At 69.5% G+C, this 20,532-nt stretch carries 17 protein-coding genes; 5 read left to right on the plus strand and 12 right to left on the minus strand.

What is annotated here, in order from left to right; genetic code table 11:
* Positions 1-54: 54 nt before the first annotated feature.
* The 3 genes from MKD38_RS27195 to MKD38_RS27205 all read right to left on the minus strand — a co-directional run bounded on the left by MKD38_RS27195 (position 55) and on the right by MKD38_RS27205 (position 3,724).
* Positions 55-627: a hypothetical protein gene (locus tag MKD38_RS27195; protein WP_252681962.1), complete on the minus strand. Its 573-nt coding sequence runs from the start codon at positions 625-627 to the stop codon at positions 55-57.
* 29 nt (positions 628-656) lie between these two features.
* Complete coding sequence (locus tag MKD38_RS27200) at positions 657-1,814, minus strand: acyl-CoA dehydrogenase family protein (protein WP_252681964.1); 1,158 nt, start codon at positions 1,812-1,814, stop codon at positions 657-659.
* A gap of 128 nt (positions 1,815-1,942) precedes the next feature.
* Positions 1,943-3,724 (minus strand): OPT/YSL family transporter, encoded by a 1,782-nt coding sequence (locus MKD38_RS27205; RefSeq protein ID WP_252681966.1) that lies wholly within the window; start codon positions 3,722-3,724, stop codon positions 1,943-1,945.
* Positions 3,725-3,910: 186 nt separating this feature from the next.
* On the opposite strand from MKD38_RS27205, the gene MKD38_RS27210 reads away from it, so the two are divergent.
* Genes MKD38_RS27210 through MKD38_RS27220 form a run of 3 tightly spaced genes read left to right on the plus strand, consistent with a single transcriptional unit; the run spans position 3,911 to position 6,286 of the window.
* Complete coding sequence (locus MKD38_RS27210; RefSeq protein ID WP_252681968.1) at positions 3,911-5,599, plus strand: FAD-dependent oxidoreductase; 1,689 nt, start codon at positions 3,911-3,913, stop codon at positions 5,597-5,599.
* Positions 5,589-5,816, plus strand: a complete 228-nt coding sequence (locus MKD38_RS27215; protein WP_252681970.1) for a hypothetical protein — start codon at positions 5,589-5,591, stop codon at positions 5,814-5,816. Before MKD38_RS27210 ends, MKD38_RS27215 begins: the two co-directional genes overlap by 11 nt.
* The gene (locus MKD38_RS27220) at positions 5,813-6,286 is read left to right on the plus strand and encodes a MarR family winged helix-turn-helix transcriptional regulator (protein ID WP_252681971.1); all 474 of its coding nucleotides are present in this window, start codon (positions 5,813-5,815) and stop codon (positions 6,284-6,286) included. The genes MKD38_RS27215 and MKD38_RS27220 overlap by 4 nt, the downstream gene beginning before the upstream one ends.
* A 4-nt stretch (positions 6,287-6,290) precedes the next feature.
* Here the strand turns inward: MKD38_RS27220 and MKD38_RS27225 are convergent, their stop codons facing one another.
* The 6 genes from MKD38_RS27225 to zwf form a co-directional block, all read right to left on the minus strand.
* The gene (locus MKD38_RS27225; RefSeq protein ID WP_252681973.1) at positions 6,291-6,746 is read right to left on the minus strand and encodes a YccF domain-containing protein; all 456 of its coding nucleotides are present in this window, start codon (positions 6,744-6,746) and stop codon (positions 6,291-6,293) included.
* Between the two features lie 356 nt (positions 6,747-7,102).
* Entirely contained in the window at positions 7,103-8,428 is a 1,326-nt protein-coding gene (locus MKD38_RS27230) for a sensor histidine kinase (protein WP_252681975.1), read from the minus strand.
* The gene (locus MKD38_RS27235; protein WP_252681977.1) at positions 8,428-9,141 is read right to left on the minus strand and encodes a response regulator; all 714 of its coding nucleotides are present in this window, start codon (positions 9,139-9,141) and stop codon (positions 8,428-8,430) included. The genes MKD38_RS27230 and MKD38_RS27235 overlap by 1 nt, the downstream gene beginning before the upstream one ends.
* Positions 9,142-9,143: 2 nt before the next feature.
* Positions 9,144-10,157, minus strand: a complete 1,014-nt coding sequence (gene glk / locus MKD38_RS27240; RefSeq protein WP_252681979.1) for a glucokinase — start codon at positions 10,155-10,157, stop codon at positions 9,144-9,146.
* Between the two features lie 47 nt (positions 10,158-10,204).
* Complete coding sequence (gene pgl, locus MKD38_RS27245; RefSeq protein WP_252681981.1) at positions 10,205-10,885, minus strand: 6-phosphogluconolactonase; 681 nt, start codon at positions 10,883-10,885, stop codon at positions 10,205-10,207.
* A 34-nt stretch (positions 10,886-10,919) separates the two neighbouring features.
* The gene (gene zwf / locus MKD38_RS27250) at positions 10,920-12,377 is read right to left on the minus strand and encodes a glucose-6-phosphate dehydrogenase (protein WP_252681983.1); all 1,458 of its coding nucleotides are present in this window, start codon (positions 12,375-12,377) and stop codon (positions 10,920-10,922) included.
* 218 nt (positions 12,378-12,595) lie between these two features.
* Here zwf and edd point away from each other — a divergent pair, with 218 nt between their 5' ends.
* Positions 12,596-14,443 (plus strand): phosphogluconate dehydratase, encoded by a 1,848-nt coding sequence (gene edd / locus MKD38_RS27255; protein WP_252681985.1) that lies wholly within the window; start codon positions 12,596-12,598, stop codon positions 14,441-14,443.
* On the opposite strand, the gene MKD38_RS27260 is transcribed toward edd, so the two are convergent.
* The 3 genes from MKD38_RS27260 to MKD38_RS27270 form a co-directional block, all read right to left on the minus strand.
* Positions 14,440-15,387, minus strand: coding sequence for a mechanosensitive ion channel family protein (locus MKD38_RS27260; protein ID WP_252681986.1), 948 nt, complete (start codon positions 15,385-15,387; stop codon positions 14,440-14,442). The two genes, edd and MKD38_RS27260, sit on opposite strands and share 4 nt — an antisense overlap.
* 320 nt (positions 15,388-15,707) lie before the next feature.
* Positions 15,708-16,586 (minus strand): helix-turn-helix domain-containing protein, encoded by an 879-nt coding sequence (locus MKD38_RS27265; RefSeq protein ID WP_252681988.1) that lies wholly within the window; start codon positions 16,584-16,586, stop codon positions 15,708-15,710.
* A gap of 168 nt (positions 16,587-16,754) precedes the next feature.
* Positions 16,755-18,002 carry an MFS transporter gene (locus MKD38_RS27270; RefSeq protein ID WP_115682062.1) on the minus strand — a complete coding sequence of 416 codons (1,248 nt, stop codon included), beginning with the start codon at positions 18,000-18,002 and terminating at the stop codon, positions 16,755-16,757.
* A gap of 323 nt (positions 18,003-18,325) precedes the next feature.
* On the opposite strand from MKD38_RS27270, the gene MKD38_RS27275 reads away from it, so the two are divergent.
* Positions 18,326-20,509 carry a TonB-dependent receptor family protein gene (locus tag MKD38_RS27275; RefSeq protein ID WP_252681990.1) on the plus strand — a complete coding sequence of 728 codons (2,184 nt, stop codon included), beginning with the start codon at positions 18,326-18,328 and terminating at the stop codon, positions 20,507-20,509.
* Positions 20,510-20,532: the final 23 nt, after the last annotated feature.

The raw sequence follows: 20,532 nt of genomic DNA on the forward strand, positions 1-20,532 counted from the left end.
CAGGCGGCTTCCGTTACGTTGCGCCGGTCACGCCGGCCACGCCAATCACGCGGATCAATGCCATACCCGCGTCGCGTTGGCCCAGCGCGCCGCGCATGACTGCGCCACCGGCGCGTCGATGATGTCGTTGGCGGCATCGTCGGCCGGCGCCGCCGCGGCAGCCTCCAGCGCGGTGCGCCACAGCACCGCCGACACCAGCGTCTTGCACTGGCGGCGCTCGCCGTGCGCCAGCGCCAGCAAGCGCTCGTAGCCGTCGATCACGATCAGGCGGTCGCCGCGGCGCGGCTGCAGCGTGAGCGTGAACAGGTGGTCGCACTCGCACTGCATGCTGCCGCCGCTGACCGCCACCACGATGGCGCCGGGCAAGGCGATGCCGCTGCCCTGCACCTCGGTACGCAACCGCGCCAGGTGCGCCTGCACGCGCGGGTCCGGGGCGGCGCCAACGCTGGCCGCCATCTGTGCCGGCAGCGCGGAAAGCGCCATCAGCTCGGCCGGCGATACCGCCAGCGTGTACGCCTGCAGCGTGGGGCGATAGGTCGCCACCACCGCGCGCAGCCGGTGCGGCGCGCCGTCATCATGTCCTGCCTGCGGCGCACCGTCGCGCCCGCGGTACTGCATCGTGTCCATGTCGACTCCTGCCACGCGGGCCGTTGGGGTCAGTCGCGCAGCAGATGCTTGGCGATGATCATCTGCTGGATCTGCGTGGTGCCTTCGTACAGGCGCAGCAGGCGCACATCGCGGTAGAAGCGTTCGGCCTTGTACTCGGCGATATAGCCGGCGCCACCGTGGATCTGCACCGCGCGATCGGCGACGCGGCCGACCATCTCGGTACAGAACATCTTGGTGCAAGAGGCCAGCATGCTGACTTCCGGATCGCTCTTGCCGGCGGGCTTGGCGTCGTAGCGCTGGGCGCAGTCGCGCACCATCGACAGGCCCGCGTAGAGCTCGGCCTGGCTGTCGGCCAGCATCGCCTGGATCAGCTGGAAGTCGCCGATCGGGCGGCCAAACTGCTTGCGCTCCTTGGCATACGCCACGGCATCAGTGATGAGCCGGTGCGCCATGCCGCAGGCCAGCGCCGACAGGTGCAGGCGGCCGCGGTCCAGCACCTTCATGGCGGTCTTGAAGCCCACCCCCGGCACGCCGCCGATGATGTTGGCGGCCGGCACGCGCACGTTCTCCAGCACCACGTCGCAGGTCTTGGTGCCGCGCTGGCCCATCTTCTTGTCGGGCTTGCCCAGCGAGATGCCCGGGGTATCGGCCGGCACGATGAAGGACGAGATGCCCGCGGCGCCCTGGCCGCCGGTGCGCGCCATCAGCGTGAAGGCGCCCGCGCGCGGCGCGTTGGTGATGAAGCGCTTGGTGCCGTTGATGACGTAGTGGTCGCCGTCCAGCTCCGCTTTGGTCTGCAGCGAGGCCGCGTCGGAGCCGGCGTTGGGCTCGGTCAGCGCGAACGAGATGATCATCTCGCCGCTGGCGATGCGCGGCAGGTACTGCTGCTTCTGTTCCTCGGTGCCATCCATCAGGATGCCTTGGGAGCCGATGCCGACGTTGGTGCCGAAGACCGAGCGGAACGCGAACGCGGTATGGCCGAGGTCGTACACCACATCGCATTCCTGCGACATCGACAGGCCGATGCCGCCGTAGTTCTCGGGGATGGAGATGCCGAACAGCCCCATCTCCTTCATGTCGGCGACGATCTCGGCGGGCACGTCGTCGGTTTCCTCCAGCGTGTCTTCGGCGGGCTTCAGGCGTTCGTCGATGAAGCGCTGCACCGAGGCGCGCAGCAGGGCAAAGGATTCTTGGTCTAGGGCCATGGTGATTCTCCGGGTCAAGCCAGTACGTCAGTCTGGCCGCCTATGGTACGCCGGTGGCGCGATTTGACAATCCATTGGATCTTGGACAGAAGCGTCAGTGAAATTTGACAATCGGCCGCCTGGTGTTCTCAGCTGACGGACAGCAAGCCGACCATGCCGATGCCCAGCGCCGCCAGCGCATCGCCGGCAATCAGCCCGCCGCCCAGCAGCGACGCAGTGTTCATGTCGCGCGGCAAGCCTTGTCGGCGTACCCCGCGTGCGCCGACCACGGCGCCCATGGTGGCGAGCACACCGCCCGCCGCCATCCATGCCGCCGCCGCCAGGTTGACGAAACCGCCGAACGACGACGCATAGGGCGAAGGCAGGATTACGGCATCGAGCATGAAATCCGCCGCCTGCCCGCGCCGGCCCGACCGCGCAAAGCGCTGCCACGCAGGATGGCCGAGGATGGCGCGGCGCAACAGCGCCGTCGCCAGGCCGATCACAAGCCCCGCCGCGACCGCCAGGTACTGGCCGGCCCGGTCCTGCGACAGGCCATGGAGCACGCCCACGATCTTGTAAGTCATGGCCGAGGTCCAGCGCGCCGGCTGCTGGTCGGCCGGCAGGCTGGTCTGGTCCAGCGCCAGCACCGGATAGGCCTGCAGGAACAGCCGCGCCATCGCCACCGCGACCAGTGCGCCGACCACGATGCCCGCCACCTGGTAGCCGAACTGCACCATGCGGTCGCTGCCCAGGCGCCAGCCGGTGGAGCGGTCCTGCTGCATGTCGCTGGCTTCGGCGGTGGCCACCAGCAGCACCGTGGCGGCGATCAGGCCGACCTGCGGCGCACGCAGGCCGGCGGCCGCCATCAGGATCACCGACAGCACGAACGCCGATGAAATCGGGTTCTGGTCGACCATGCCGACCGAGATGCCATTGACCAGCGCGAACACCAGCGCCAGCAGCACGGCGATCAGCTGGAAGGCCAGCGGCTGCCCGAACCACGTCACGCCCGCCGCCACCGTGGCAGCACCCCACAGCAGCGCCCAGGCCGCGACCCAGCCCATGCCGGGTCCGCGCCGCGGCGGGTTCGGTTGCGGCTGGCGCCGCGCCCGAACCCGCCGCCAGGCCTGCGCCAGCAACTGCGCCAGGTCGACCACAGCCGCGCCCATGATCATGCCCAGCGCCACCAGGAACGTGGCCTTGCGGTACGGCTCGCCCGGCGCGAGCCAGCCGGCGTCGATAAACCACGGCGTCATGGCCCAGCCGGCCAGCCCGCCCACCAGCGCGGCAACACCCACGCGCGCGCCGACGATCATGCCGGCGCCGAAGGTGGCCGCGGACAGGTCCAGCGCCGCCAGCCACGGCACCCGCCCGGCCCCAAGCCCGCTGGCCAGGCCCAGCGACATGCCGCCGCCGAGGCGCGCCACCGAGCGCCGCAACAGCGCCGGATCGGTCAGCGCGCGCAGGATGTTGGCCACCGCCAGCCCCGACGGAAAGGTCAGCTGCATGCGGTCCACCAGCAGCGGCGTGTACAGCATGCCCACGCCCACCCCGAACATGCCGATGCACAACAGGTACAGCACCAGCTGCCACAGCGGCGGCTGCGCCATGCCCAGCCACGCCATCGCCTGCAGCACCACGGCCATGCCGCCCATGCCCGCCACCGATGCCGCCGCGGTCTGGATGTAGTTGGCGCCATGGCGGCCGGACGCGCCATAGCCGGCCGTCACCACCGAGCCCAGGATGCCCGCCAGCACCTGTCCGCCGACAAAAAAGCCCAGCGAGAAATTCATGTATGCCGCGGCAACGCCACCCAGCGGCCCCAGCACCAGCATGCCGGCCGCGCCCAGCATCAGGTGGTATTGCCAGCTGCGCGGCGGCGGCAGCCAGGCCACGCGAGGCGCGGCATCGGTCGGCAGGATTGGCATGGCGCGGTGCGTGGAGCGGAACAGTGTGCCTGCTGCGAAGCATAGGCGAAGGGACCGGCCGCGGCGGCTGCGACTGGTTTGCGTTGCCGCAGGGCCAGCGTTGGCCGGAGGGGTTTACACTAGTTTCGTGCGCAACTATATGGCCGATATAGTTGCGCCCACAACCACCCCACACCATAGTCCGCCATGCCAGACCTCCACCCACCTCACCTGCCGGTGCCGCCCGCACCACCGCCCGATTCGTCCCGTCCCTGGCCGCAGCGCATCCCGGTGCTGATCGCCGGTGGCGGGCCGGTCGGCCTGACCCTGGCCGCGCTGCTGGCGCGTCAGGGCATTGCCGCGCTGGTGGTGGAAGCCGACGACGGTTACTGCGCCGGCAGCCGCGCGATCTGCATGGCACGGCGCTCGCTGGAAATCCTGGGCTGGGCAGGCGCCGACCGGGCCACGGTAGCAACCGGCCTGCCGTGGGTCGGCGGGCGCAGCTACCACCGCGACACGCAAGTGCTGCACTTCCACATGCCGAGCGAGCCGGGCGAGCGCTTTGCGCCGATGGTCAATATCCAGCAGTACTACCTGGAGGCCTTCGCCCACGATGCCGCGCTGCGCGGCGCGTCGCCCGCCGAGGTGCGCTTCGGCGCGCGCCTGCGGACGCTGCGCCAGCACCCCGGCGGCGTAGTCGCCGAGATCGAGACCGGCGCTGGCGCGGTGGAGGTCGATGCGCAGTGGCTGGTGGCGTGCGACGGCGGCCGCAGCACGGTGCGCGAGCAACTGGGCCTGCGCATGGAAGGCACGCAGTACGAAGGCCGCTACGTGATCGTCGATATCGTGCAAAAGACGCGGCGCGAGGTGGAGCGGCTGGCCTGGTTCGACCCGCCCTCCAATCCCGGCTCGACCCTGCTGATGCACCGGCAGCCCGACGATGTCTGGCGCATCGACTACCAGATCCGCGACGACGAAGACCCCGACGAAGCGGTCAAGCCCGAGAACGTGCTGCCGCGCGTGCAAAGCCACCTCGACATGATCGGCGAAACCGAGCCGTGGCGGCCGCTGTGGATCTCCATGTACAACGCCAAGTGCCTGACCTTGCAGGACTACCGCCATGGCCGCGTGCTGTTCGCCGGCGACGCCGCGCACCTGGTGCCGATCTTTGGCGTGCGCGGGCTCAATTCAGGACTGGACGATGCCGGCAACCTGGCGTGGAAGCTGGCCTGGGTGCTGCGCGGCCAGGCCAGCGACAGCCTGCTCGATACCTACTCCGCCGAACGCCTGCACGCCACGCGCCAGAACCTTGCCTACGGCGCCAAGAGCACCGAGTTCATGGCGCCGCCCGACTTCGCCTTCAAGCTGATGCGCGAGGCCACGCTGCGGCTGGCGCCATCCGAGCCGGCGGTGCGTTCGCTGATCAATCCGCGGCAGTCGGCACCGATTGCCTATGTCGATTCGGCGCTGAACGGTCCCAGCGACTTCGGCGACGACTGCCCGGGGGCGGCACCGGGCGTGCCCGCGCCGGACCTGCGCGTGGACGGACCGGACGGCATCCGGCATCTGACGCAATCCTTCGGGCGGCGCTTCACGTTGCTTTGGTTCCGGCATGCCGCCGATCGATCTGTGCTGCCCGAGCCGCTGGCGGCGCTCACGCGGGAACATCCACAAGCCTTGCACGCGTATGAAGTAGTCACCGGCGCCCCGGCCGGCGCCACCGCGCTGGCCGACGTCGATGGCCAGGCCCATGCCCGCTATGGTGCCAACCCCGGCACGCTGTACCTCATCCGTCCCGATGGCTATGTGCTCGCACGCTGGCGCGAACCGTCATGGGACGCCGTGCGCGCCACCCTCGCCCCCCTGCTGCAAACCGGAGCCCGCCATGCAAGCTGAAGACCTCGACCAGGCCTATACCCGACTGTGCGAGGCCATGGGCCGCACCGGCGAAGCGCGCGCGCCGCTGCTGCTGGCGATGGTGTGCCTGGGCCTGATGAGCCGCCAGCAAGCGCTGGCGCCGGTGCTGGCGCTGATCGACGAGGCCGAGGCGCGCAGCCGGCAAGAGGCCGCGGGGGGCCCTGCAATGCCGACGCCCGAAACGGAAACGCCATGAAGCCACTGCCACGCCTCGAACAGTTCCTGACCTACCGCCTGCACCAGGTCAACAAGCTCAGCGACAAGGACAGCGCCGCCGCCTACCTGGAGCAATGCGGGCTGCTGCTCAGCGAGGGGCGTTGCCTGGCGGCGATCGGCGCTTTCGCGCCGCTGTCGGTCAATGCCCTGGCGCAGCGCGCCAACCTGACCAAGGGCCAGGCCAGCCGCTCGGCGCAGGCGCTGGTGGCGCGCGGGCTGGTCAGCAAGGAAGCCAGCGCGGCCGACGGGCGCGGCGTGGTGCTGTCGCTGACCCCGCAGGGCAAGCCGCTGTACCGGCAGGCGATCGCCATGATCGCCCGGCGCAATGAAGAGATCTTCGGTTGCCTGAGCGAAGCCGAACAAGCGCTGCTGGGCAGCCTGCTCGACCGGCTGGTGGCGCACGCCGGCCAGCAGGACGCGGAAGGCTCCGACGACGACGAGGACGCCTGAGCGCTCAGCGGCGCAGGCTGTCCACCTGCGCGCGCGCGCCGTCGCTGCGCGCGGCGTCGGCGATCTCGTTGCTGACCACGGTCTGTCCGATCGGCGCCAGCGCAATGCCGGCCAGCTTCAGGTGCTGGATCGCGAACGGGATGCCGATGATGGTGACGAAGTTGGCCAGCGCCGCCATCACATGCCCGATGGCCAGCCACACGCCGGCAAAGACAAACCACAGCACGTTGCCCACCAGCCCCAGCGCACCGGTGCCGACATCGTCGCGCCCGGTCAGTTGGCGCCGGCTGATGGCCTGCTTGCCGAACGGAAAGAAGGTGAAGCTGCCGATCACGAAGCAGGCCTTGCCCCAGGGAATGCCGATGATCGAAATGAAGGCCAGCAGCCCTGCCAGCCACCAGGCCAGGCCCATCACCACGCCGCCAAGGATGAACCAGAGGAAGTTGCCGATCGCGCGCATGCTGTCGTTGCACCAGTGAGGGGAGGAACTCGCATGATACGCAATGGCGTCGCGCCGGCGTGGCGCCAGAGGGCTTGCGCGGCAAAAGCGTACCCGATTCTGCGTGCCGCGGCGGGGCCAGTCAAAGCCATGCCGCGGCGCCGTCGGGCCCGCGATAGCGCTTGATTTGGCTGCGAATCAGTGCGCGCAATCGCGTCGCATTCCCGCCCTGCGGACGCAAAGCGTACCCGTTTCTGCGTGTCGATCGATGGGCTGTCGCCTTCGGTAAGCTTGCGCAGAGCAGAAGACAAACTGGATTTGCGCTCCCGCTTCAGCCAGTTGCGCAACGGGCGGGCGGCACTGTTTGCCGGCGCAGGCTAAGCCGGAAACACCACCCTGACCCGCAATCCCGGCCCGGCATCCTCCAGCACTACCCGCGCGCGATGCGACTGCGCGATCTCGGCGACGATGGCGAGGCCCAGGCCGCTGCCGCCGGTCGGCGCATCGGCGACGCGATAGAAGCGGTCGAACACGCGCGCGCGCTCCTCGGCGGGGATGCCCGGTCCGTTGTCGCTGACCACCAGTTCCACGCTACGGCCGTCGGCACCGCGCCGCGCCGCCACGTCGATGCGGCCGCCGGCGGGGATGTATGCGAGCGCGTTGTCCAGCAGGTTGGTCAGCAGGATGCGCAACGCATCGGCGTCGCCGCGTACCACGGTGGGGGTGGCGTCGGCGCTGCCGTCCAGTCCCAGGTCGATGTCGCGATCGAGCGCGGCCTGTGCCATCTCGGCGACCACGGCTGCGGCCAGCTGATGCATTTCCACCGGTTCGTGCGGGGGCACGGCCGCGCCGGGTTCCTGCCGCGCCAGCGTCAGCAGCTGCGTGACCAGGTGGGTCAGCCGCTCCAGCCCCTGGCGCAGCTTGGCGATGGCTTCGTCGCGCGCGGCGCCGTCGTCGGCACGTTCGACCAATTGTGCCTGCAGCTGCAGCGCGGTCAGCGGCGTGCGCAGCGCGTGCGCGGCATCGGCGACGAAGGCGCGCTGGGTGTCGATGGCATGCGAGAGCCGCGCCAGCAGCTGGTTCAGCGCCGCGCTCAGCGGCGCGATCTCGTCGGGCATCGGGCGTACCGCCAGCGGCGCCAGCGTGTTGGCGTCGCGCGCGCGCACCTCGGTGGCAATCTCGCGCAGCGGCCGCAGGCCGCGGCCCACCGCCATCCACACCAGCCAGCCCAGCAGCGGCAGCAACAACAGCAGCGGCGCCACGGTGCGCAGCGCCATGCGCGCGGCCAGCGTGCGGCGCGCGCTCATCGGCTGCGCGATCTGCACCACGGCGGGCCCCAGCTGCATGCTGTACAGGCGCCATTCGCCCTGCTGCGTGGTCACGTTCGAGAACCCGAGTTCGGCGCGCGCGGGCAGTGCCGGGTGCGAGTGCGACAAATAGAGGCTGCGTCCGGAGCCATCCCAGATATGGATCACCACATCCTCGTTGGCATGGGCCAGATCGCCGGGCGCGCCGACGAAGGGCGGCGCCAACGGGTTGGAGAACTGGCTCGGCAGCGCCGCCGCCATCTGCTTCATCTGGTAGTCGAACAGGGCGTTGGCTTCCTGCCGCGCCTGCCCGTAGATCAGCGCGGTGGCGATGGCGATGCCGACTACCAGGCCGGCCGCGAGCCACCCCAGCAGCGTTCGCTGGATCGAGCGCATCAGCCGCCCTCCCCGTCGCCATCCGCCGCCGCTTCGCTGTCCAGGCGCGGCACTACATAGCCCACGCCGCGGATATTGCGGATCAGCGCCGCGCCGAACTTCTTGCGCAGCGCGTGGATGTAGACCTCGACGGTATTGCTGCCGACCTCGTCGTCCCAGCCATAGAGCCGCTCCTGCAGTTGCGGCACCGACCACACCTTGCCCGGGCGCGCCATCAGCGCGGACAGCAGCGCAAACTCGCGCGCCGACAGCCGCACCGGTTCGCCGCGGCAGGTGGCTTCGCGCGTGGCGGGGTTGAGCACGATATCGCCATAGCTGACCAGCGGTTCGGCGCGCCCGGCGGCGCGGCGTGCCAGCGCGTGCATGCGCGCGGCCAGCTCCTGCAGGTCGAAGGGCTTGACCAGGTAATCATCGGCACCGGCATTGAGCCCGGCGACACGGTCGGCGACGGCGTCGCGCGCGGTCAGGATCAGCACCGGCGTGGGCACGCCGCGCGCCCGCAGCGCGCGCAGCACCTCCAGGCCGGGGAGGCGCGGCAGCCCCAGGTCGAGCAGGATCAGGTCGTAGCAAGCCTGCCCGTCCGCCGCGGTGCTGGCCGCGGCCAGGCCCGCATCGCCGTCGCGCACCCAGTCGACGGCAAAGCCTTCCTGGCGCAGCGCCAGCTTGACGCTCTCGCCGATCATGGCGTCGTCTTCGACCAGCAGTACGCGCATGGCTAACCGTTCCCGCCCGCGCCGCCAAGGCGTTCGGCCAGCGCCTGCGCCAGCCCTGCCAACGCCGGATGGCTGGCGGTAATGACCTGGACCGGCACCGCCTCGAGCCAGCCGCGCATGCGGCCCTTGGCGACAAAGCGCTCGGCGAACGCCGAGTCCCGCAGCGCCGGCACGAAGCGCGGCAGGATGCCGCCGCCCAGATAAACCCCGCCGCGCGCACCGATCACCAGCGCGATATCGGCCGCGACCGAGCCCAGCAGCCCGAAGAACACCGCCATGGCGCGCTGGCACAGCGGGTCGTTGCGCTCGAACGCGCCCGCGGTGACCTGCGCCGGCTGCAATGGCGCGAGCAAAAGCGTACCCGTTTCTGCGGCCAGCGCGGCATGGATATGCGACAGGCCGCTGCCGCTCAGGAGCCGCTCGGCCGAGACCCGGCCGACATTGCGATGGGCCGCGCGCCACGCGATCCATTCGTCGTCGGTGTCCGGCATCAGCTCGATATGTCCGCCTTCGCCGGCCAGCGCCACGGCCTGCGCGCCCGGTGCCGGCACCAGTCCGGAAACGCCCAGGCCGGTGCCGGGCCCGACCAGCGCCAGCGGCGCGGTCGGCACCGCGGTGCCGGCGCGCACCTGCGCCAGGCCGTTAGCGGGCAGGTGCGGCAGCGCCAGCGCCAGCGCGGTGAAGTCGTTGATCGCCACCAGTGTCTGCAACCCCAGCGCGCGCCGCATGCCGTCGATCGAGAAAGTCCAGTTGTGGTTGGTCAGCCGGACCTGGTCGCCGGTCACCGGATTGGCCAGGCCGATCGCGGCGTGGCGCGGCGTGGGCTGGCCCGCGCCGGCGAGGCCGTCGAGGTACTGGCGCAGCGCGGCCTCCAGCGACGGGAAATCCGCCACTTTCAGCGCCGTCACCGGCCCGATCCGCATGGGCGCGGTCTCCAGCGCAAAGCGCACGTTGGTGCCGCCTACATCGCCGAGCAGGCGCGGGAAGTCAGCGGAGAAGGATGCGGTAGTGGCCATGGCAGCGGATCTCGTTCCTCGCGGAAAAATGGGACAAGCGGCGGCGCTCAGGTCCTGAACACGTCAAACCCGTGCCGGTGTCGCGACAGCACCAGGCTCACCGGCAACGACGGCGTCGGGCCCTGCAGCGCGCGCTCCAGCACCGCGGCTTTGGCCGCGCCGGAGACGGACAGGAACACGCGTTCGGCGGCCAGCAGCGCGGCCAGGTTCAGCGTGATACGCGCATGCGGCGCCACCGACGGATGGGTAATGGCGTAGCCCGGCTGCGGCTCGCTCAGCGCGCTCTGCAGTTCGGGCGCATCGGGGAACAGCGAGGCAGTGTGGCCGTCCTCGCCCATGCCGAGCACCACCACGTCGGGCTGGCGGAACGCGGCGTTGGCGCGCGCCACTGCCTGCGCGGGGGCGGCGGCGTCCCGCCCATCGGCGATCAGCGGCACGAAGGCCGCAGTGGCCGCGGCCTCGCGCAGCAGGTGGGCGCGCACCAGTGCGGCGTTGCTGTCGGCGTGGTCGGGCGGCACCACGCGTTCGTCGACCAGCGTGACGGTCACCGCGTCCCAGCGCACATGCCGGTGGCGCAGCCGCTCGAACATCGCCACCGGCGAGCGCCCGCCCGAGACCGCCAGCACCGCCCAGCCCTTGACCCGCACGGCGAGCTCGAGCGCATTGCCGATCGAGATCGCCAGGGCCTCGGCCTGGTCCATCGGCGTGGGATGTTCAAACAGGCGCATGGCGGCTTCCTTTGCAGTGGGGCGAGCCGATGGCTCAGGCTTCTTCGTGCCACAGGCCGCCGTCGCGCGACATCAGCGCCGACGACGCCGCCGGCCCCCAGGTGCCGGCGGTATAGGGCTTGGGCGGGACGGTGCTGGCTTCCCAGGTGTCGATGATGGGCTCGACCCAGCGCCACGCCTGCACCTGCTCGTCGCGGCGCACGAACAGGCCCAGCCGGCCGCGGATCACGTCCAGCAGCAGCCGTTCATAGGCGCCGGCGCGGCGCACCTTGAACGAGTTGGCGAAGTCCAGGTCGAGCGAGGTGGGCGTCAGCTCCAGCGTATCGCCGGGCTGCTTGACCAGGCAGTACAGGCGGATGCTTTCCTCGGGCTGCAGCTGGATCACCAGCCGGTTCTGCGGCGACTGCGTCAGCGGCCGCGGGAAGATCGCGTGCGGCACGTCGCGGAAGTGGATCACGATCTCGGCCACGCGCGACTGCATGCGCTTGCCGGTGCGCAGGTAGAACGGCACGCCTTCCCAGCGCCAGTTGGCGATCTCGGCCTTGATCGCGACAAAGGTCTCGGTACGGCTGTCCGCCGCGATGCCCTCTTCCTCCAGGTAGCCCGGCACCGGCTTGCCGCCGATCGCGCCGGAGCGGTACTGGCCGCGCACGGTCTTCTCGGCCACGTCCTGCGGCGTGATCGGCCTGAGCGCCTTCAGGATCTTGATCTTCTCGTCGCGGATGGCGTCTTCGCTGAGGCTGGCCGGGGGCTCCATCGCCACCATGCACAGCAGCTGCAGCAGGTGGTTCTGCACCATGTCGCGCAGCGCGCCGGTGCGGTCGTAGAAATCGCCGCGCGTTTCCACGCCCAGTTCTTCGGCGATGGTGATCTGCACGTCCTGCACCCACTCGCGGCGCCACAGCGGCTCGAACAGCGCGTTGCCGAAGCGGATCGCCATCAGGTTCTGCACCGACTCCTTGCCCAGGTAATGGTCGATGCGGTAGATCTGCTCTTCGGCAAAGAATTTTGCCACCGCCGAGTTGATCGCCTCGTTCGATTCCAGGTCATGGCCCAGCGGCTTTTCCAGCACGATGCGCACATTGGGCGCGTGGCGCGTGTTCAGGCCGGTGCGAGCCAGCTGCTCGCAGATCGACACGAACAGGTGCGGCGCGGTGGCCAGATAGCACACCACCACCTCGGGCTTGCGCGACAGCAGCTGCTCGGCGAGCGCATCGAAGTGCGCCGGCACGCGTGCATCGGCCTGCACGTAGACGATGCGTGCGCAGAACCTGTCCCATGACTCGGGCGGCGCATGGGCCAGCGCGGGACGCACGCTCTGTTCCAGCGAGGCGATGTAGTCCGCGCTCGACATCGGCTGGCTGCCGGTGGCGAGGATGCGTGCGGCCGGATGCAGCAGCCCCGCGTGGTGCGCATCGAACAGGGACGGCAGCAGCTTGCGCCGCGCCAGGTCGCCGGTGCCGCCAAACAGCACCATGTCGAAATCAGGCATGCTCACCCTGCGCTCCTTTGAGGATTCGAGTTGTCGCGGCCGGCGCGCGATGGCCGGCCGGGTAGCGGCCAGTTTACGTGAGTCGCTACGGCTTGGCGAGGCAAGCGTACCCATTTCTGCGTGGTTCGCGTTGACTACCGCCTGCCGACCAGCAGGCCTCTGCCGTGCAGGGCCCGGCAAAGTGCGCTAGGCTGAAAGCTCCCCCGCAGGAGAACCCCATGCCACGTCATCCAGTGCTCGAGCGGGTCACCGCCCGCATCGTCTCCCGCAGCACCGCCTCGCGCCAGGCGTATCTTGACCGCACCCGCGCCATGGCCGGGCACAAGGTCGAACGCGCGCAGCTTTCCTGTACCAACCTCGCCCACGCGGTGGCCGCCATGCCGGACGCCGCCAAGATCCGGCTGAAGGCCGACGAGCGGCCCAACCTGGCCATCGTCTCGGCCTACAACGACATGCTGTCCGCGCACCAGCCGCTGGCCGCCTTCCCGCAATGGCTCAAGGAAGCCGCGCTCGACGCCGGCGGCACCGCGCAGTTTGCCGGCGGCACGCCGGCGATGTGCGACGGCGTCACGCAGGGCCAGGACGGCATGGACCTGTCGCTGTTCTCGCGCGACGTGATCGCGCTGGCCACGGCGGTGGCGCTGTCGCACCAGATGTTCGATGCGGCGCTGTACCTGGGCGTGTGCGACAAGATCGTGCCCGGCCTGGTGATGGGCGCGCTGTCCTTCGGCCACCTGCCCGCGGTGTTCGTGCCGGGCGGGCCGATGACCACCGGCATCAGCAACGACGAGAAGGCGCATACGCGGCAGCTCTACGCCGAAGGCAAGATCGGCCGCAAGGAGCTGCTCGAGGCCGAAACCCGTTCCTACCACGGCCCCGGCACCTGCACCTTCTACGGCACCGCCAATTCCAACCAGATGCTGATGGAAATGATGGGCCTGCATCTTCCTGGAACGGCCTTCGTCAATCCCAACACGCAGCTGCGCGAAGCGCTCACGCGCGAGGCCGCACGCCAGGCGCTGAAGCTGGTGCACGGCGGCGAGCGCTATACGCCGGTGGCCGAGGTGCTGGACGAGCGCGCCTTCGTCAACGGCATCGTCGGGCTGCTGTCCACCGGCGGCTCCACCAACCATACGCTGCACCTGATCGCGATGGCGCGCGTGGCCGGCATCGTGCTGAGCTGGGACGATTTCGACGAGCTGTCGGCGGTGGTGCCGCTGCTGGCGCGCGTGTACCCGAACGGCAAGGCCGACGTGAATCAGTTCCAGGCCGCCGGCGGACTTGCAGTGGTGATCCGCGGCCTGCTCGCACTCGGCCTGCTGCACGACGACGTCACCACCATCGTCGGCCAGGGCCTGCAGGACTACACGCGCGAGCCGGTGCTGCGCGACGGCAAGCTGACGTGGATCGATGGCCCGGCCGCGCCGCTCGACGACAGCATCGTGCGCGCCGCCGACGCGCCCTTTGCCCCGGACGGCGGCATCAAGCTGCTCGACGGCAAGCTGGGCCGCGCGGTGATCAAGACCTCGGCGGTCAAGCCCGAGCACCAGGTGGTGCAGGCACCGGCGATCGTGTTCGAGCATCAGGACGATGTGCTGCACGCCTTCAAGCGCGGCGAGCTGGAGCGCGACTTCATTGCGGTGCTGCCGTGGCAGGGCCCCGCCTCGTGCGGCATGCCGGAGCTGCACAAGCTCACGCCCACGCTGACGGTGCTGCAGGACCGCGGCTTCCATGTGGCACTGGTGACCGACGGACGCATGTCGGGCGCATCGGGCAAGGTCCCGGCCGCCATCCACGTCTGCCCGGAAGCGCTGCGCGGTGGCGCAATCGCGCGCGTGCGCAGCGGCGACATGATGCGCGTCGACGCGACCGCGGGCACCCTCGACGTGCTGGTGCCCGACGACGAATGGCAGGCGCGCACGCCGGCGCGCCCGGACCTGAGCGCCAATCGCCATGGCGTCGGCCGCGACCTGTTCGCGACCTTCCGCCGCCAGGTCAGCACGGCAGAAAGTGGTGCCTGCACGCTGTTCTCGGACGAGGGCGAGGCGCAGGACGCGCGCGGCTAGCCCGGTTGGCGCGCGGGCTGGCGCGGCGGCTGGTGCGTCGACGGCGCGGCCGGCCGCGGCGCAGCCGACGGCGCGCTGTCGGCCACCTTCACCACGCCGGGCACCGACGACGCGCCCGGCACGTGCAGCTCCTGGATCGGCACCGCCAGCTTGCTGCCGGCTTGCTCGAGCACCTGCTTGATGCGCTCGTAGAAGGCGAAGCGCACGTTCCAGTAATTGTCGTTCGAGGTCCAGTAGCGCACGTTCAGCGTAATGCCCTGCTGCGTGTAGTTGACCACCATGGTTTCGGGGGCGGGTTCGGCCAGCAGCCGCGGCTCGCGCGCCAGCATCGCGCGCAGCGCTTCCAGGCTGCGCTGCACGTCGCTGTCGAAGGTCACCGTGGCCTCGATGTCGGCGCGCCGCGTCGCGTTCTCGCTGTAGTTGGTGATGGCGCTGCCCCACAGCTTGCCGTTGGGCACGCGCAGGCAGACGCCATCGAAGGTAGTCAGCTCGGTCATGAAAAGCCCGGTTTCGCGCACGGTGCCGGCCACGCCCTGCGCGTCGATGTACTGGCCCACGCGGAACGGGCGCAGCAGCACCAGCATGATGCCGGCGGCAATGTTCTGCAGCGTGCCCTGCAGCGCCAGACCGATCGCCAGGCCTGCGGCGCCCAGCATGGCGATGATGCTGGCGGTCTGCACGCCGAACTGCGACAGCACCAGCACGATGGTCAGCACGCGCACCATCCACTGCAGCGCGTTGGCCAGCAGCGGACGCATGGTGGCATCGACATGGGTGCGGCCCAGCGCAGCACGCGCCGCGGTGCCGACGCGGCCCGACAGCCACCAGCCGATCAGCAGGATCAGGATGGCCGCCAGGCAGTTCATGCCCTGGTTGATGCCGAAGCGGACCAGGTAGGACCAGCCCGCCTCAAGCTGGTCGGCATCGATGAAGTTGAGATCCATGGGAGCGGCTCCGTTTGCGGTTGTTGTCAGGGTTGTCGACGGTGCTGGCCTGGGGCGGCGATGCGTACCCGTTTCTGCGTGCCGTGGCGATGTTCGGACAGACTTGCCGGAACGCTGGGCGGAGGTTCACGTTTGACAAATTAATGCACATTGAATGCACGATGTCAGACGATCACCGACAAAGCCGGAAACACGACACATAGAAGGGGACAAGCGAAGCGGAAGCGGGTTCCACGGAGTTGGGACCGGATTCGTGGGGTATCGGCGCCAGGCCTTGCGCCGCAACGGCTGGCGCCGGGCCGGCCGCAAGCGCGTAAGGGCTAAGCGCCCGCGCGCCAGACGCCAGGCGTCACGCCGAATGCGGCCTGGAAACGGCGGCTCAGGTGGCTGGCGGAGGCAAACCCGGCGCGGGCGGCCACTTCATGCAGCGGGCGGCGCGGATCGGCCAGCAGCCGTTGTGCCCGCTCCAGGCGGCTTTGCAGCACCCACGCATGCGGCGGCATGCCGAACGACACCCGGAACATGCGCGCGAAGTGGAATTCCGACAGGCCTGCCAGCGACGCCAGTTCGCCCAGCGTCGGGTTGCTTTCGGGATGGCTTTCGATCCAGTCGCGCACGGTCCGCCGTGCCTGCGCGGACAAGCCGCCGCGCCATTCGGTCGGGGCGGCGCGGCCGGCGTGGGTCAGCACCAGGTGGCTGAGTGCCTCGTGCGCCAGCGCATTGCCGGCCATGCGCGCTTCCGGCAACTGCCAGTCGAGCGCGGCAAGCCGCTGGCTCAGGCCATGCAGGCGCGGATCGTCGGCAAAGGTCAGGTCGCGCAAGGCCACCGAGCGCGGTTCGCGGTCGAGCAGGCGCACGCAGTGCCAGGCCAGGGTTTCGGGGCGGAAATACAGATGCAGGAAGCGCTGCGGGCCGCCGACGTGCCAGCGCGACTCATGGTCGGCCGGCAACAGGCACAGCCTGCCCGGGGCGCCCTTGTTGCCGGGCTGGTCGCGCCGGTACGTGGCGTGCCCACCCTGCAGGTAGACCGACATGGTGTGGTGGCCGGGCCGGGCATAGCCGGTGCTGTCGTTCCGGTTGCGCCACAGCGCCACGCCCAGGCCATCGCCCAGCGCCGCGGCGCGTTCCAGCGAAGCGCGCGAGCCGCTGAGCGCGGCGAACACCGCGTGGCGCCGGAGCGGATCGGTCGGCAAGGTCATATGGCGCAAGGCGTGGCGGGATGCGGGCGGTGAAGAGCGGCGCGACTTTCAGCGACGAAAGTTGGCGCGCGAGGCATCACTATACCGCCGTCAGCGCTGCCGCCGCGCACGCAGAAACGGGTACGCTCCGGGCATCGCCATGCAGGCCCGTACGCGCCATGCGGCCGTTCAGGCAGGATGTTCATGCAGCTTGTCGCGCGCCGCCAGCGCCGGGAACAAGCGCATCCACACGGCTACCACCAGCAGCGTCCCGACCCCGCCCAGGACCACCGCGCCCACCGGGCCGAACAGCGCGGCGGTGACGCCGGACTCGAACTCGCCCAGCTGGTTGGAAGCGCCGATGAACACCGAATTGACGGCGCCGACGCGCCCGCGCATATCGTCGGGCGTATCGAGCTGGACCAGCGTGGAGCGCACCACCACGCTGATCATGTCCGAAGCGCCCAGCACCACCAGCGCCGCCATCGACAGCGGCAACCAGGTCGAGACCCCGAACACCACCGTGGCGACGCCGAACACCGCCACCGCGGCGAACATCACGCGTCCGGCGCGCCGGTTCAGCGGATGGCGCGCCAGCCACAGCGCCATCGCCAACGCGCCGATGGCCGGAGACGAGCGCAGCAGTCCCAGCCCCCACGGCCCGGTATGCAGGATGTCGCGCGCGTAGATCGGCAACAGCGCCGCGGCGCCGCCCAGCAACACCGCGACCATGTCCAGCGAAATCGCGCCCAGCAGCACCGGGCGGCTGCGGATATAGGCGAAACCGGCAAAGACGGTGCGCACGCTGACCGGCGCGGTCAGCCGCTGCGCCGCCTGGCGCAGCGTGATGCCGCCCACCAGCAGCGCGGCGATCGCAAACAGCGTCGCGCTCAGCGTGTACACCACCCCCGGGCCGGCCACATAGGCGAAGCCGCCGATGGCCGGGCCGATGATGATGGCGGCCTGCCCCGCCGAGCTGGCCAGGGCCACCGCGCGCGGCAGCTGGCGCGGCGTGACCACGCTGGGCAGCAAGGCCTGCAGCGTCGGGTTCTCGAACGCGCGCGTGGCGCCGATCAGCGCGACGAAGACAAAGATGTGGTGGCTGTCGATCCAGCCGCCCAGGCTGGCGGCGGCCATGCCGGCGGCCAGCAGCGCCTCCAGCGACTGGCAGGTACGGACGATGCGGCGCCGGTCGAAGCGGTCCGCCACGTGGCCCGACATCAGGATCAGCGCCACCGACGGCAGGAACTGCACCAGCCCGACCATGCCCAGCATCAGCGGGTCGCGCGTCAGGTCGTACATCTGCCAGCCCACCGCCACGGTAAAGATCTGGTAGCCGATGGTGGTGCAGAGCCGCGCGAACCAGTAGCGGCGAAAGACGGAATCACGGAAGACGCTGTCCGGCTCGGCGGCCGGAACGGTGGCAGGGGAAGACATGGATTGGGGCAGGAAGGGAGCGGAGTTTGCGCAGGGGAAGCGGGTGCGCCATGCGCAAAGGGCAGATTCTAAAGCGTGCGCTTAATTGCTGCATGCAGATGCCCACGCCTGCACACGGAGTTTATTAAATGTGCCGAATAAAGCGCGAATATTGACTCGTTGTCAGCACAATGATGCAGAGACGCGACACGTGCCAGCGGCGCGACGCCACGCTTCTCGCTTTTGAGAATCACTCGCATTTATAATTGCCGCCCATTGGCGCGACCGTCCGGACCACCGCTTCCGGCGCAGCGGGACGCGCCGCTCTCCCCAGGAACCTCACCTTGCAGCCCGCTTTCCGCCTGACCGGGGGTGCCATCGGCGCCGCCCTGCTGTTTGCCCAGTTTGCCGCCATGCCGGCCCGCGCCGCCGAACCGGCTTCCGCAACGCCCGTCATCCCTGCCGCCGCCAGTGCCGAAGCCACGCTGAACACGGTCACCGTGGTTGGCAACTGGCTGGAAAACGCCAACGAGGCCAAGGTGCTGGAACATCCGGGCGCGCGTACCATCGTCGACCGCGAGACCTTCGCCGAAGCCGGCGCCAACAATGTGCGTGAAGTGCTGCGCCGCATCCCGGGCGTACAGGTTCAGGAGAACAACGGCACCGGCGGCAGCGATGTCTCGCTGAACGTGGGCGTGCGCGGGCTGGCCTCGCGGCTGTCGCCGCGCTCGACCATCCTGATGGACGGCGTCCCGCTGGCAGTGGCGCCCTACGGCCAGCCGCAGCTGTCGATGGCGCCGCTGTCGCTGGGCAACCTCGAGACCATCGACGTGGTGCGCGGCGCGGGCTCGGTGCGCTACGGCCCGCAGAACGTGGGCGGCATCATCAACTTCGTGACGCGCCCGATCCCCACGACCTTCGCCGCCGATGCCTCGGTCTCGACCGACATCTACAGCCACGGCGGCAACGTCAAGACCAACCCCACCGCGTTCATCGGCGGCACCAATGCGCAGGGGCTGGGCGGCGCGCTGCTGTACTCGGGCATCCACGGCAACGGCTATCGCGCGAGCAACGACCACGTCAATATCGACGACCTGCTGCTCAAGGGCGCGTACCGGATCTCGAAGACCGACTCGCTGAGCGCCGCGTTCCACTACTACGAAGGTACGGCCGGCATGCCAGGTGGCCTGACAACAGCGCAGTACGCGGCCGACCCGTTCCAGTCGGTGCGCCCCTACGACAACTTCAGCGGGCGGCGCCACGACTTCAGCCTGAAGTACAGCCACAACGACGCCGACCGCAAGTTCGAGGTGCTGACGTACTACACCGACAGCTTCCGCGGCAGCAATATCGAGCAGGAAGACGTCCGGAGCAACGCCGATCCCCGGCCGTTGCGCTTGACCGCGGCGCCACGCAACTACCATACATTCGCGATCGAGCCGCGCTACTCGCAGCTGTTTCGCGGCGACAGCATGAGTCATGAAGTCAGCGTCGGCTACCGCTTCCTGCGCGAAGCCAGCGACGAGCAGGCCGCGCGCACGGCCTTCTACCCGCCCGGCTCGCTCGATCCCACCACCCTGCCCTCGCCGGTCTACCAGTGGCGCACCGGCGGCACAACCGCCAACGCGGTCTATATCGACGACACTATCAACGTCGGCAACTGGACCATCACGCCCGGGCTGCGCTATGAGTTTATCCGCTCGTACGTCACCGACAACTTCAGTGGTGTGCGCCGCGACGTGTCTTCCAACGAGCCGCTGCCATCGCTGGCGGTGATGTACCACGTCAGCGACCAGTGGAAGCTGTTCGCCAACGCCGGCGTGTCGTTCGGTCCGTTGCAGTATTTCCAGATCGCGCAGACCACCAATGGGCTGACGCCGGAAAAGGCCAAGACCTATGAGATCGGCACGCACTTCAACGCCAATGGCTGGGGTGGCGAGCTGACGCTGTTCAACATCGACTTCGACGACGAACTGCAGTTGCGTGGCGCCACCGGCGGTTCGCCGGAGGCATGGACCAACCTCGGCGCCACCACCCATCGCGGCGTGGAATCGTCGCTGCGCTATGATTTCGGCGCACTCGACAAGTCGCTGATGGGCCTGTCGGCCTACGCCACCTACACCTACACCGAAGCCACCTACAACCAGGGCAACTTCGCCGGGCGCGACCTGCCGTTCTATTCGCGCCATGTGGCCACGGTCGGCATGCGCTACGCGCGCAACCGCTGGTCTTTCAACCTCGACGGCTTTGCGCAGTCCAAGCAGCATTCGCCGGGCGACCCGAGCAATTCGACCACCTACCAGACCGCGGAAAGCGCCAACGGCGCGCTGGGCGATATCCCGGGCTATGCGCTGATGAACCTGCGCGTGGGCTATGACTTCGGCAAGGCGGCGCAGAACCTGAAACTGGCGGTGGGCGTGAAGAACGTACTCGACAAGCGCTATTTCACGCGCTCGACCGACAACAATGCCGGCAAGTATGTGGGCATGCCGCGGACCTTCTATATCCAGGCGTCGCTGGCGTATTGATTGGCTGTAAAAGCGCCAGGCAA

The sequence above is a fragment of the Cupriavidus sp. WGlv3 genome (assembly GCF_023952475.1).
Taxonomy (GTDB): domain Bacteria; phylum Pseudomonadota; class Gammaproteobacteria; order Burkholderiales; family Burkholderiaceae; genus Cupriavidus; species Cupriavidus phytorum.

What these genes read in the sequence shown, in the direction of transcription:
- MKD38_RS27195 (WP_252681962.1), bottom strand. Translation starts at nt 627, where the DNA reads ATGGACACGATGCAGTACCGCGGGCGCGACGGTGCGCCGCAGGCAGGA.
- MKD38_RS27200 (WP_252681964.1), bottom strand. Translation starts at nt 1,814, where the DNA reads ATGGCCCTAGACCAAGAATCCTTTGCCCTGCTGCGCGCCTCGGTGCAG.
- MKD38_RS27205 (WP_252681966.1), bottom strand. Translation starts at nt 3,724, where the DNA reads ATGCCAATCCTGCCGACCGATGCCGCGCCTCGCGTGGCCTGGCTGCCG.
- MKD38_RS27210 (WP_252681968.1), top strand. Translation starts at nt 3,911, where the DNA reads ATGCCAGACCTCCACCCACCTCACCTGCCGGTGCCGCCCGCACCACCG.
- MKD38_RS27215 (WP_252681970.1), top strand. Translation starts at nt 5,589, where the DNA reads ATGCAAGCTGAAGACCTCGACCAGGCCTATACCCGACTGTGCGAGGCC.
- MKD38_RS27220 (WP_252681971.1), top strand. Translation starts at nt 5,813, where the DNA reads ATGAAGCCACTGCCACGCCTCGAACAGTTCCTGACCTACCGCCTGCAC.
- MKD38_RS27225 (WP_252681973.1), bottom strand. Translation starts at nt 6,746, where the DNA reads ATGCGCGCGATCGGCAACTTCCTCTGGTTCATCCTTGGCGGCGTGGTG.
- MKD38_RS27230 (WP_252681975.1), bottom strand. Translation starts at nt 8,428, where the DNA reads ATGCGCTCGATCCAGCGAACGCTGCTGGGGTGGCTCGCGGCCGGCCTG.
- MKD38_RS27235 (WP_252681977.1), bottom strand. Translation starts at nt 9,141, where the DNA reads ATGCGCGTACTGCTGGTCGAAGACGACGCCATGATCGGCGAGAGCGTC.
- glk (WP_252681979.1), bottom strand. Translation starts at nt 10,157, where the DNA reads ATGGCCACTACCGCATCCTTCTCCGCTGACTTCCCGCGCCTGCTCGGC.
- pgl (WP_252681981.1), bottom strand. Translation starts at nt 10,885, where the DNA reads ATGCGCCTGTTTGAACATCCCACGCCGATGGACCAGGCCGAGGCCCTG.
- zwf (WP_252681983.1), bottom strand. Translation starts at nt 12,377, where the DNA reads ATGCCTGATTTCGACATGGTGCTGTTTGGCGGCACCGGCGACCTGGCG.
- edd (WP_252681985.1), top strand. Translation starts at nt 12,596, where the DNA reads ATGCCACGTCATCCAGTGCTCGAGCGGGTCACCGCCCGCATCGTCTCC.
- MKD38_RS27260 (WP_252681986.1), bottom strand. Translation starts at nt 15,387, where the DNA reads ATGGATCTCAACTTCATCGATGCCGACCAGCTTGAGGCGGGCTGGTCC.
- MKD38_RS27265 (WP_252681988.1), bottom strand. Translation starts at nt 16,586, where the DNA reads ATGACCTTGCCGACCGATCCGCTCCGGCGCCACGCGGTGTTCGCCGCG.
- MKD38_RS27270 (WP_115682062.1), bottom strand. Translation starts at nt 18,002, where the DNA reads ATGTCTTCCCCTGCCACCGTTCCGGCCGCCGAGCCGGACAGCGTCTTC.